The sequence below is a fragment of the Mumia xiangluensis genome (genome assembly GCF_010994095.1).
Classification (GTDB): domain Bacteria; phylum Actinomycetota; class Actinomycetes; order Propionibacteriales; family Nocardioidaceae; genus Mumia; species Mumia xiangluensis.
In genome coordinates this window covers 402,030-414,067 of the sequence record NZ_WJYO01000006.1, presented here as the reverse complement: position 1 = coordinate 414,067, position 12,038 = coordinate 402,030, and the positions used below count along the sequence as shown (strand labels likewise).

The window sequence follows — 12,038 nt, the reverse complement described above, 5'->3', positions numbered from 1 at the left end:
CGTCAGCTGCGGAGACGGCTGAGGAGCCCTTGCCGCCAGGCCTCGGTCTCCTCGATCTGGTTGAACGTGAAGACGTGCAGACCCTCGACGAGCGAGGTGGGCTCGCTGAGGGTCGGGGCGCACTTGAGGAGGAACCGCTCGCCGGTGAACCCGCCGGGTGCCGCGAGGCGGGCGAACGTGCCCTTGTTCTTGGCGAGGAACCGTGTCGACTCGCCGACGCCGATCTTGGTCGCCATCGAGAGCAGCTTGGTCCGGTCGACAGGTCCAGGCATCCCGAGCAGGAGCGGCATGGTGACGCCGCGGCTGCGCATCCGCTGGATCCAGACCCGGATCACCGCAGGGTCGAAGCTGAGGTTGCTGACGACGTGCGTCGCGTACCGGCGCTTGTCCCACATGGCCTGCACCGTCAGGTCGTCGTGGATCGTCGGGTGAGACTCCGGATAGCCGGTGACTCCGACCTGCTCGAACGGGTGCCCCATCACGGCGAGGTCCTCCAGGAGTGCGAGCGCGTCCGCGTAGTCACCGACGGGATCCGCGTCGCCGCCGGGCACGAACACGCGAGTGATGCCCGCTGCCTTCAGGCGCTCGGAGATCTCGACGAGCTCAGAGCGACCGCTCACCATCCGCGCCGCAAGGTGGGGGACCGTCACGTAGCCGCGCGTCGCGAGTCGCTCGGCCAGCTCGAGCGTCGCGGGCAGTCCCTTGCTCGGCGACGCGGTGACGGTGACGGCGATGTCGAGCGGGACGTGCTCGATCACCTTCGCCTCGGCGGAGGGTGTGGGCAGCACCTCGTAGCGTGCGTGCTCGAGCAGCCGGACCAGCGTACGGCGAACGGCCTGGTTGCGCATAGTGCAACTCGTTTCGTGATGCGCATCAGAACTCGCTCAGTCTAGCCGAGCTTCGACGACGGCGAGCGCGACGAAGCCACCCCTACGAGGACGAAGCGTGGCTAGTAGGCGTGGCTTCGTACTCGTAGAGGTGGCTTCGTCAGCCGGTGCTACTCCGCTCCCTCGCCGTAGGCGTAGTCGAGCGCCCGCCCGGTGGTTGGCCAGCAGCGTTCGGCAGCTGGTGGAAGATGCGTCGCGTACCGACGCCGGGATCTTGGCCGCGGTCACTGCCCGGAGCGGTCCTTGACCAGCAGCCTGCTCACGACCGGCAGGTGGTCCGAGGCGTCGCTGGCCGCCGTGAGCACCCGCGTCCGCATCGGCTTGGCCGAGCGGGTCGTGTAGATGTAGTCGATCCTGCTCTTCGGCACGTCGACGGGGTACGTCAGACCGTCGCCCCGACCCGAGGCCGTCCAGGCGTCGGTCAGCACGCCGTTCAGCGTCGCGATCTCCGGAGCGTCCGGGAGGGCGTTGAGGTCACCGACGAGAACGGTCGGCTTCCGCGGGTCCACCGCGGCGGCGATCTCGGCGGTCTGCGCGATCCGGTCGGTCTGCGAGCTCGCGGCGAGGTGGGTGTTGAGGACCGTGAGCCGCGTCCCCCGGACGTCGATCTCTGCCTCGAGGAGGCCGCGCTGCTCCTGGTTCGGCGAGCGGGAGAGCCACGTGTTGGACCAGTCGACGATCGGGTACCGCGACAGGATCGCCGTGCCGTACTGGATCCGGGGCTGCCCCGCGGCGGGCGGATCGCGATCGATGTTGGCACCGAACACGACCTCGTACCCGAGAAGATCGGCGAGTGCGGTCGCCTGGTCCACCCAGCCGCTGCGGGCGGAGTAGTGACGGTCGACCTCTTGCAGCCCGACGACGTCGGCACCACTGTCGCGCACCACCTCGGCGACCCGCTCGAGGTCCACGAGACCACTCGCGCCGGCGCCGTGATGGATGTTGAACGTCATCACGTCGACGACCCGCGCCGCCCTCCCGTTCACGTTGCCGCCGTGGCTGCTCGCGTCGGCCGCGCCTGTCATCTGCAGCACCGCAGCCAGCACCAGCGCTGCCACCGCGACGCCACGCGTCAACCAGCTTCCGAACGTCAGTGAGGTCTTCATGTCGACGAGCCTGGAGGGTTCGGTCGACGTCACGGCCAGGTCCCGGTGAACATCCGGCTGACAATTCGCGACCGCCTACACCCCGTCGGGGAGCAACCTTGTGGAGAGCGCTGCGGGGGCGGCGCACGACGAGGTGAGCGTCATGAACGAGACCGAGCCGGAGCTGGTGCCCGAGGAGGGGCTGGAGGAGACCGGCAACTATCCCGATCCCGACGACGGCCCGCAGGACGATGTCGACCAGGCGAGGCTGCCGCAGTACGACGACGATCTGATCGCCGGCGCGACCCTCGAGGACGAGCAGGTCGACCTCGACGAGGAGTCCGACGTGGAGCTCTCCGAGGACGAGGAGGAGTGATGGCCGCCACCGCCAGACAGCTGCTCGCATGGGCCGCCGACCAGGTCCAGACGATGGAGCGCCCGAAGGGGTCGAACAAGAACAAGTACGCCCGCATCGCCGGCCACGCCAACGGCCAGCCGTGGTGCGCGACGTTCATCGTGGCGGGCTTGAAGGCCAACGACGTCCCGCTCGTCGAAGGCACGAACAGCGCGTTCACTCCGACCATGCAGGGCGCCTTCAAGCGGGCAGGCCGGCTGCACGACCGGCCTCGACCGGGTGACGCAGGCTTCGTCTTCTACCCGGACCTGGGCAGGATCGGGCACGTGTTCTTCGTCGAGCGCGTTGACGGTGACTTCGTCCGGACGATCGAGGGCAACACGAACCTCGACGGCAGCAGGACAGGCATCGGCGTGTTCCGCCACCGGCGGCGCTGGCGCGGGGCGAGCGCGATCCGCGGCTTCGGGCGACCCCGGTACGCCGCCGGCGGAGGCGGCAGCAGCGGTGGAGGCAGCGGTGGAGGCGCCTCGGGTGTGCCCGTCGTCCGCGTGTCTGCGCTGGAGTTCGCCGCCACGCACAATGCGCCGGGCCCGGAGGGCGCGACGTCGCGACCCAAGCACGTCCGGGTCGTCGAGGCCGGACTGCTGGCCGAGGGTCTGCTGTCTGCGCGCTACGCGAAGGACGGCTCGTTCGGGACGACGACGATCGTCGCGTACGGGCAGTGGCAGCGGCGGCTCGGGTTCACCGGCGACGACGCCAACGGCATCCCGGGCATCGACAGCCTGCGTGAGCTGGGTCGGCGGCACGGTTTCAAGGCGCGGCCGTGACCGTCTTCCGCGTCGTCAGGTGAGGCTGCCGCCTGAGGGGACCGACCGGGCATAGCGTGACGTCGTGGAACTCGTCCGGTACGTGGTCCTGCTCGGCATCCTCACTGCCGTCGCGCTCGCGGTGATGACGTGGGCGGGCGTGCGGTTGCGCCTCGACGCCGCTGTCGCGACTTTGCGCGCGATCGTGCAGCTGAGCCTGATCTCCCTGGTCATCGCGTGGGCGTTCCGCCATCCGGCCGCCGCGGCCGCGCTGCTCGTGGTGATGCTGGCTGCGGCCGCGTGGACGTCGACGCGTCGTGTGGGGCTCGGACGCGACATCTATCCCGTCGCGTTCGTCGCGATCCTCGCGGGGGCCTCGGTCACCGTCGCTCTCGTGATGGGGTTCGACGTGCTGCCGGGTGGCGCCGAGATGGTCGTACCCTTCGCGGCGCAGGTGATCGGCGGTGCGATGGTGGCGGTCTCCCTCGCGGGGCAGCGGCTGCGCGACGACGTGACGGACCGCTGGGGGGAGATCGAGGCAGGACTGGCTATCGGGTTGACGCCTCGTCAGTCGGTCGCGGAGTTCGGTCCGCGCGCGGTCGGCCGCGCGCTCACACCCGGACTCGACCAGACGCGCGCCGCAGGCCTCGTCACGCTGCCCGGCGCCTACGTCGGCCTGCTGCTGGGCGGCGCTTCGCCGTACGAGGCTGCGCTCGTGCAGACGCTCGTCCTCGTCGGGCTGCTCGCCGCGCAAAGCATCGCGGCGACGGCCGCGGTCGTGGGCCTGTCCGGACGCCTGGGGGAGAGGCGGCCCGAACCTCTCACCACGTGAGGATCACGCCGGGCGGAAGCACCTCTCGTACAGGGCCTCCATCTCGCCGGCCAGCGCCTCGACCGGACCCTCGACCGGGAGCTGCGGCGCGACGGTCGTGATCGGGAGGGCGGCGACGGGCGACGGTCCGACGCCCCACGACTCGAGAAGTGCTGCGAACCGGGTCGAGGCGACGATGAAGACGATCCGTCCCAGCCCCACCCACGCGTGAGCGGCCGAGCACATCGGGCAGTGCTCGCCCGAGGTGTAGACCGTGGCCGTGGCACGCTCGTCGGGAGGCAAGTTCGCGACGGCCCACTGGGCGATGGCGAGCTCGGGGTGACGGGTGTGGTCGCCGTCCTTCTCGCGGTTGTGGTCCTCGAAGAGAACGTGCCCGTCAGCGCTGACGAGCACGGACCCGAACGGCTCGTTGCCCGCCTCGAGGCCCGTGGTCGCGAGCTCGACGCAGCGGCGAAGGTGGTGGAGATCGTGGTCGGACAAGGTCTTCATCGGCCCAGTCTCGACCCTCGCCGGTGGGTCCGCAGATACGGAATGTTGTCCGATTGGAGAAATTGGTCAGGTGCTGACACACTGGACATATGCGGACTTGGACACTTGCCCAACTTGGAGCCGTCGTCGGCGCTGCCGGCATCACCGTCGCCGCCTTGGCGGTCTCGCCCGCATCGGCCGCCGGGGGATTCAATCCTGTCAGGATCGACGACGACGACCCGGCCAACAGCAGCTTCCTCGTCTTCATCGAGCGTGACGTCCTCCTCGCCGGTGGCGAGTCGGAGGGCACGATCGCGCTCGGCGGTGACCTGACGTTCGCGAACGGCTACAACGTCATGCTCAAGCCGGGCAGCGGCGGGTTCCGCACGCCTACCGCGCCCGGTGACGCCAACCCGACGACCCTGTACGTCGGTGGCGACGTGGCCTGGAGCGCCTCCGGCGAGAGCGTCCTGCGCACGCTGGACGGCGGCTTCACGAAGATCGGGGGCACCGACTTCACCGCTCTGGACACCGACAGCAACGGTGCGTCGGTGAACACCCGGATCGTCCGTGACGGCGGCGGGTACGAGAGCGTGCCCCGGATCGAGGGCACCGCACGTCAGGCACCCGAGTCGGTCGGCAGGTCCATGGGCGAGCTCGTCGACGTCGCCGGAGCGTTCCCGCAGTATCGAGACCTCTCGACCCGCATGGGGCGTTGCGAACCGACGCTCCAGCCGACCGACGCGAACGGCAACCGTCTTCCGTCGCCGATCCCGTCGGGCTCACAGGCCTATCTGAACCTCGTCGAGGGCACGACGAACGTCCTCGACCTCACCGCCGACGAGCTCGCCGGGCTGGCCTCGTTCACCGTCCGGGGGAGCACCCCGCGCGAAGGCACGACCCTGCTGATCAACGTGGCGGGGGAGAGCTACACCGGGCCGATGCCGAACCAGGCGGGCGTCAGCGGGACCAACGCACCCTGGATCCTGTGGAACTTCCCGGAGGCGACCGAGGTCACTTTCAGCGGGGGCGACTCCGTCGAGGGCACGCTGTACGCGCCCCGGGCGGACCTGCGCTGGCGTGGCTCGCAGAACATCGAGGGCAACGTCGTCGCCAAGCGGTTCGAGCACGGCTCGACGTCCGCCCGCTCCGGCGGCGAGATCCACGACTTCCCGTTCCGCGGCACGATCGACTGCGGCGAGGTACCGACGCCGACGCCGACGCCGACGCCGACGCCGACGCCGACGCCGACCGATCCGACGCCGACGCCGACCGACCCGACGCCGACGCCGACCGACCCGACGCCGACGCCAACCGACCCGACGACGCCGGCGCCAACCGACCCGACGACGCCGGCGCCGACCGACCCGACGTCGCCGGCGCCGACCGACCCGACGTCGCCGCCCACGGCGATCGCGGGCGACACGGATGATCTCGGCGGGCCTGGCGCCGGCGGTGACGCGACGCTGCCTCAGACCGGCGGGGCACCGAGCTGGATGCTGTTCGGCGGCGCGCTGGCCGTCGCCGGCGGCTCGGCGATCGTGGGAGCCCTGGCGCTCCGCCGCCGTACGCAGGGCTGAGGGCGGCGACAACACGTAACGCCCGGCGCGGTCTCGTGATGGTGGCGAAACACGTTCGGTGAGGTGGCGGAAACACGCCATACCTAGGTTCGGCGCAACACTTCAACAGAAGGAGCGCGCCTTGCCTCAGACACGACGCGACTTCCTCAAGCAGGTCGGCATCGCCGGCGGCGCGGGAGTCATGCTTCACTCGATGGGGGCGCTCGGGCTCAGCCCGGCCGCCGCCGCCGAGACCCCACCGTTCACTCCACCGAAGCCTTCGGACCTCGCGCGGCACGGCCGCAAGAGCGTACTCATCCTCGGTGGTGGCATCGCCGGGCTCACCACCGCGTACGAGCTCGGCAAGGCCGGCTACCGCTGCACGATCCTCGAGGCGCGCGAACGCCCTGGTGGTCGCAACTGGACCGTGCGCGGCGGCTCGACGGAGACGGATCTCAAGGGTCAGACCCAGCGCGCGGCGTTCTCCAGCGGCCAGTACATGAACGCTGGACCCGGACGCCTGCCGCAGCACCACGTCACGGTCGACTACTGCCGCGAGCTCGGCGTGGAGCTCGAGACGTTCGTCAACCAGAACGCCGACGCGTACCTGTACCGCACCGGCAGCCACAACCTGGCCGGCCAGCCGATCCGGCATCGCGCGGCGAAGGCGGACGTGTACGGATACGTGTCGGAGCTGCTCGCGAAGGCGACCGACCAGGGTGCGCTCGACACGTACCTGACCCAGGCGGACAAGGACGCGCTGATCTCGTTCCTCCGCAGCTTCGGGTCGATCGGTGCGAAGGAGAACGGCGACCCTGCCGCGAGCTACAAGTACACCGGCGGTGGACGGCGCGGCTACGCGATCGAGCCGGGCGTGACCGCCGGCGAGCCACTCTCGCCGTACGCGTTGTCGGACGTCCTCGCGTCCGGGATCGGCAACTACTTCTCGTTCGAGTTCGGGTTCGACCAGGCCATGCAGATGCTGCAGCCGGTCGGCGGCATGGACCGGATCCCGTACGCGTTCGAGAAGGCGATCGGCCGGGACAAGATCGAGTACGGCGCGGAGGTCTCGGCGTTCCGCAACACGAGCAGCGGCGTCGAGGTGGAGTACTCCGTCGGCGGACGCCGGACGAAGAAGGCCAAGGCCGACTTCCTCGTGTGCACCATCCCGCCGCACATCGCCGCGAAGATCCCGAGCAACCTCCCCGCCGACGTCGTCTCGGCGCTGGCGTACGCCCGGCCGACCAACGCGGGCAAGATCGGCATCGAGTACGACCGTCGCTGGTGGGAGCTCGACCACAAGATCTACGGCGGCATCACGAACGCCAACAACGAGCTCGGCAACATGTGGTACCCGTCGTCGGGGTTCCACGGGAAGCGAGGAACCATGGTCGGCTACTACAACACCGGTGGCAGCGCGAACACCTATGGCGCGCTCACGCCGAAGGAGCGGCTCGCCAAGGCGGTCGCGCAGGGGGCGGAGATCCACGGACCCGCGTACACGAAGGACGTGCGCTCGTCGTTCTCGGTGGACTGGGCGACCGCGAAGCACAGCGAGGGAGCGTGGGTGGGCTGGCCGTCGCGTACGGACGGCAACTACGACAAGCTGCTCGAGCCGAGCGGCAACGTCTACTTCGCCGGCGACCACATGTCCTACACGATCGCGTGGCAGCACGGCGCGATGGTGTCCGCCCGCTCGACCGTCGAGGCCCTGCACAACCGGGTGGTGGCCGCATGAGCACCCGTCGTACCGCGATCGCCGTCGCTGCGACCGCCCTCGTGTGCATCCCCGCCAGCGCCGTCGCGCACGGCACGTTCGCCAAGCCGCCGAGGCCCGGGACCGCGGTGCCGGCGCTCCCGGCAGGCCAGGACAACCCGATGATCTCCGACGGTGTCGCGATCGGTGCGAACACGCCGATCTACAAGTCGAGCGGGCTCGGTCCTTCCGCGCTCAACACGGCGGCACCGGGCGGTTCGGAGCAGCGCTACATCGACACGGCGGTCTTCCCGGCCGGCGTCCTCCCGGCCGGCGTCACGATCACCGAGGCGCAGGGGATCAACGTGCTGCGCCGCATCGGCGAGAACCTCGCGAAGCAGGGGCTCTCGTACGACGACGTGATCACGATGCGGGTGTTCCTGCAGAACTCGACCGGAGCCGTGACGGCGGACTTCGCCGGCTGGAACCGGGCGTACCGGCAGTTCTTCGCCAACACGAGCCTCTCCACCGGCAAGGCGATCAACGTGCCGATGGGATCGGCTGCACCGGCACCCCCGATGGTCGTGAACCCGGCGCGTCCGTCGCGCGCCGCGCTCGAGATCGAGAACCTTCCGGTCGGCGGGTGGCTCGTCGAGGTCGAGGTCGACGCGGTGTTCCCCTCGAAGGGGAAGGGTCACAAGCACTGACGTCCTGACCCGTACGCCGTCGGCGCCGCAGTACTCGCGACGAGTGCTGCGGCGTCGGCTCGTCAGCTGACAACCGCCATCAGCAAGGTGCCGGCGAGGACGACCATGGCCCCGGCGCCCGCGCCGAGGACCGGCACCGTCCAGGCGGCCAGCCCGCGGCGTACGCGCTCGACGACGCGCCACAGCGCGAGACCCCACACGAGCGCGAGTGCGCCGACGAGGGTCCAGGCGACGAACCGCGGGCCGACGGGTGACTCGGCGCAGCGGCCGGAGAGGTCTCCGAGACAGGGTGTCGGGCCGAGCCCGATCCATGCGGCGACGCCGCCGAACATCACGAGCAGTGCCGACAGACCGGCGAAGAGCACCGCGGTCAGCGTGAGGTCGGCGGCGCGGACCGCGGGGGAGGGCATGGGCTCACTCTGCCAGGAGCCGAGCTCGTCCCCCGCCGCGTGGGGAGGGGACAAGGCGAGCGCTTTGGCCGGTTCCGGTCACCCGAGTGGCCACCGATGTGGTGCACGTCATACCCTTCTCGAACGTCACTGAAACGTTTCATTCGAGGAGCAGCCCCGTGTCTGACCGACCCACCAAGTCCTCCCTCAGCCGTCGCTCGTTCATCGCGGCGTCGGCCGTCGCCGGTGCCGGGCTGGCAATCGGGCCGGGTGCGCTCCTGCCCGCCGCCGCGACCCAGGCGGGACCGGGTGGACGCCCGGCAGCGAGGGCCTTCGCCGATCCTGAGAGCCGGTACGGCGCCCGCTTCCGCTGGTGGTGGCCTCACGGCCTGGTCGACCCGCAGCAGATCCAGGCCGAGGTCCGCGACATCGCGCGCGCCGGGTTCGGCGGCATGGAGATCGCGGACGTCCACCACAGCGTGAGGCTGAAGGACGAGCTCGACGTCGAGGGTCACGGCTGGGGAACCCCGGCGTGGATCGCGGCGGTGAAGGCCGCGCTCCAGCAGGCCGACCGAGACGGTGTGACGCTGGACCTCACCGCAGGACCCTCGTGGCCCGCAGCCGTACCCGGACTCGTCCCCGACGACGACGCCGCGATCAAGGAGCTCGTGCACGGCCTCGTCACGCTGACCGCGGGACAGACCTACGACGACGTGCTCCCCGCCCCGGTGGTCGCAGCCGAGGACCACGTCGAGAAGACGACCCTTCTCGCGGTGCAGGCGGTCCGCCTCGTGACGCCGTCGACGCGCGAGAGCGTCCTCGAGCAGGCGTCGCTGATCGATCTCACCGCGCAGGTGACGGACGGGCGCATCACGTGGACCGCGCCGGCCGACGGCACCTGGCTCCTCTTCGCGTACTGGGAGCGCGGATCCGGCCAGCTCCCCGAGGCCGGTCCGCACAGCTCGCCTGAAGCCTTCGTGGTCGACCACTTCAGTGCCGCAGGCACGAAGGCGGTCACCGACTTCTGGGAGCAGCACATCCTCGATCGTGAGATGCGGCGCCTGATCAAGCGTGCCGGCAACACGTTCTTCGAGGACTCCCTCGAGATCGAGACCGGCGCGACGATCTGGACGCCGGGGATGCTCGAAGCCTTCCGCGCCCGCAACGGGTACGACCTCGCGCCGTTCCTGCCGGTCGTGCTGGAGGTCAAGGAGAAGTACCTCTGGACGTTCGACGCCGATCTCACGACGCGCGTGCGCGACGACCTCGCGATGACGTTCAGCGACCTGTACCGCGACAACCACCTCATCCCGCTGCGCGACTGGGCGCACGACCTCGGGCTCGAGCTCCGCATCCAGGCGTACGGCCTCGAGACCGACACGCTCGCGCACTCCGGCATCCTCGATCAGCCGGAGAGCGAGTCACTGGGGTTCAAGAACCTCGACGACTACCGCGTGATGGCGGGCGGCCGGGACATCGCCGGCCGCACGATCCTGTCGTGCGAGGCGGCGGCGTACAACGGGGCTGCCTACAACGTCACCTGGGACCGCGTGCTGACGACGCTCAACAGCATCTACGCGGCGGGCGTCAACCAGGCGGTGCTGCACGGCTACCCGTACGCCGAGGCGCCCGGCGCGGCATGGCCCGGCTTCGCCGCGTTCTCGCCGTACAACGGTGCGACCGGCTACTCCGAGGCATGGGGTCCGCGGCAGCCGTCGTGGCGCCACGTCCCGCGGATCGCGGACTACATGCGTCGTACGCAGTGGGTGCTGCAGCAGGGGCGCAACCGCAGCGACCTGGTGTTCTACCGCCAGAAGGGCTGGACCGCGACCGGCATCGGTGCGCAGTGGGCGACCAACGACGGCATCCCGTTCGGCTGGAGCCACCAGTTCGTGTCGTCGGCGGCGTTCGTCGACCGCGGGGTGACGCTGCGCGACGGCCGGCTCGTGCCCGAGGGACCGGCGTACAAGGCGATGATCGTGGAGGGCGACGCCTTCCGCGGCCGCCGTACGACGATCACCGTCGAGGCGGCGCGCAAGATCGCCGACCTCGCGCAGAGGGGATTCCCGTTCGTCTTCCTCGGCGACTGGAGCAAGCCGACGGCCGAGGGCAAGGCGGACGCGTCGGCGAACGCGGCGGTCGCCGACGCGATCCGTACGGCGCTGGCACAGCCGAGCGTCCGAAACGTGGCCGTGGCGGCGGAGATCCCGACCGCCCTGGCCGCACTCGGGGTCGAGCCGCAGGTGTGGCACGAGCGCTCGACGGTGGTCCACCAGCACCGCCGTACCGGTGATGCGGACCTCTTCATGCTCGCGAACGGGCGTCACGCCGAGAACCGGCCGCTGGCGCTCGTCGAGCAGGAGGTCTCGCTGACGGCGACGCGTGGCGGCGACCTGGTGCCGTACGTGCTGGACGCGTGGACCGGTGAGGTGCGCCGCGTGGCCGTCTATCGCCAGGACGGCCGGACGTACACGCTGCGGATCCGGCTCACGCCGGGCTCGACGACCGTGGTGGCGCTGGCTGCACGCGGCTGGGCCGACCCGAGCACCGCGCGGACCGATCACGTCGTCGACACCGACGCCGCCGATGCGCGCATCGAGGCGAGGTCGTTGGTCGTCAGGGCCTCGGCCGCCGGAGCGTACGCGGTCGCGCTGAGCGACGGCACGACCCGCACGGCGACGATCGACACGGTGCCCGAGGTGGTCGCGTTGAGCTCGTGGACGCTTGTCGCCGAGGACTGGCAGCCCGGACGGACGCCGACGACGACCGACACCGTACGGTCGGTGCACCGGTTGGAGGCGCTCGCGCCGTGGAACGAGATCCCCGGTCTCGAGGACGCCTCCGGTGTCGGCCGCTACACGACGACGGTGACGCTGCCGAAGAGCTGGGACCGCTCGGTCGGCGCCTACCTCGACCTGGGGTCGGTCCTCGGGTCGTACGCCGTGAAGGTCAACAACCGCGCGGTCGAGCAGGCGTCACCCACCGACACGCGCCTCGACGTCGGTCACCTGCTCCGGACGGGCGTGAACCACATCGAGATCGAGGTCGCCACGACGCTGTTCAACCGGATGCGTACGGCGCAGCCTGAGGTGTTCGGCGCGGCGAACCGGGTCCGGAGCGGCCTGGTCGGCCCGGTGCGGGTGCTCCCGTACGGAGAGGCCGTGCTCAAGGTCTGACCACGGCGCCCGGGGAGCAGCGCCCGCTCCTCCCCGGCGCCGCTGACCGTGCGCACGAACTCACGGAGTGCGGAGCAC

11 protein-coding genes are annotated in these 12,038 nt (G+C 70.5%); 7 read left to right on the top strand and 4 right to left on the bottom strand.

The features are described from left to right. Nucleotides 1–2: 2 nt before the first annotated feature. Together GH747_RS19670 and GH747_RS19665 are read right to left on the bottom strand one after the other, a co-directional pair. Nucleotides 3–848, bottom strand: a complete 846-nt coding sequence (locus GH747_RS19670; protein WP_149771317.1) for a methylenetetrahydrofolate reductase — start codon at nucleotides 846–848, stop codon at nucleotides 3–5. A 263-nt stretch (nucleotides 849–1,111) separates the two neighbouring features. Continuing rightward, complete coding sequence (locus tag GH747_RS19665) at nucleotides 1,112–1,993, bottom strand: endonuclease/exonuclease/phosphatase family protein (protein WP_205603026.1); 882 nt, start codon at nucleotides 1,991–1,993, stop codon at nucleotides 1,112–1,114. Between the two features lie 142 nt (nucleotides 1,994–2,135). Here GH747_RS19665 and GH747_RS19660 point away from each other — a divergent pair, with 142 nt between their 5' ends. From GH747_RS19660 to GH747_RS19650, 3 genes are all read left to right on the top strand, one after another. Then, nucleotides 2,136–2,348 carry a hypothetical protein gene (locus tag GH747_RS19660; protein WP_149771316.1) on the top strand — a complete coding sequence of 71 codons (213 nt, stop codon included), beginning with the start codon at nucleotides 2,136–2,138 and terminating at the stop codon, nucleotides 2,346–2,348. Beyond that, complete coding sequence (locus tag GH747_RS19655) at nucleotides 2,348–3,154, top strand: CHAP domain-containing protein (RefSeq protein WP_149771315.1); 807 nt, start codon at nucleotides 2,348–2,350, stop codon at nucleotides 3,152–3,154. Before GH747_RS19660 ends, GH747_RS19655 begins: the two co-directional genes overlap by 1 nt. Nucleotides 3,155–3,218: 64 nt before the next feature. Continuing rightward, nucleotides 3,219–3,965, top strand: coding sequence for an ABC transporter permease (locus GH747_RS19650; protein ID WP_149771314.1), 747 nt, complete (start codon nucleotides 3,219–3,221; stop codon nucleotides 3,963–3,965). A gap of 3 nt (nucleotides 3,966–3,968) precedes the next feature. Here GH747_RS19650 and GH747_RS19645 read toward each other — a convergent pair whose 3' ends face one another. Further along, nucleotides 3,969–4,454 carry a nucleoside deaminase gene (locus tag GH747_RS19645; RefSeq protein WP_149771313.1) on the bottom strand — a complete coding sequence of 162 codons (486 nt, stop codon included), beginning with the start codon at nucleotides 4,452–4,454 and terminating at the stop codon, nucleotides 3,969–3,971. Nucleotides 4,455–4,543: 89 nt separating this feature from the next. Between GH747_RS19645 and GH747_RS19640 the strand changes: the two genes are divergently transcribed. From GH747_RS19640 to GH747_RS19630, 3 genes are all read left to right on the top strand, one after another. Next, complete coding sequence (locus GH747_RS19640) at nucleotides 4,544–6,013, top strand: choice-of-anchor A family protein (RefSeq protein WP_149771312.1); 1,470 nt, start codon at nucleotides 4,544–4,546, stop codon at nucleotides 6,011–6,013. Nucleotides 6,014–6,134: 121 nt separating this feature from the next. Continuing rightward, nucleotides 6,135–7,730 (top strand): flavin monoamine oxidase family protein, encoded by a 1,596-nt coding sequence (locus GH747_RS19635; RefSeq protein WP_149771311.1) that lies wholly within the window; start codon nucleotides 6,135–6,137, stop codon nucleotides 7,728–7,730. Beyond that, nucleotides 7,727–8,395 carry a Rid family hydrolase gene (locus tag GH747_RS19630; protein ID WP_149771310.1) on the top strand — a complete coding sequence of 223 codons (669 nt, stop codon included), beginning with the start codon at nucleotides 7,727–7,729 and terminating at the stop codon, nucleotides 8,393–8,395. Before GH747_RS19635 ends, GH747_RS19630 begins: the two co-directional genes overlap by 4 nt. Nucleotides 8,396–8,457: 62 nt before the next feature. On the opposite strand, the gene GH747_RS19625 is transcribed toward GH747_RS19630, so the two are convergent. Continuing rightward, complete coding sequence (locus GH747_RS19625; protein WP_149771309.1) at nucleotides 8,458–8,805, bottom strand: hypothetical protein; 348 nt, start codon at nucleotides 8,803–8,805, stop codon at nucleotides 8,458–8,460. A 158-nt stretch (nucleotides 8,806–8,963) separates the two neighbouring features. Between GH747_RS19625 and GH747_RS19620 the strand changes: the two genes are divergently transcribed. Next, complete coding sequence (locus GH747_RS19620; RefSeq protein WP_149771308.1) at nucleotides 8,964–11,960, top strand: glycosyl hydrolase; 2,997 nt, start codon at nucleotides 8,964–8,966, stop codon at nucleotides 11,958–11,960. The last annotated feature ends 78 nt before the right edge of the window (nucleotides 11,961–12,038 follow it).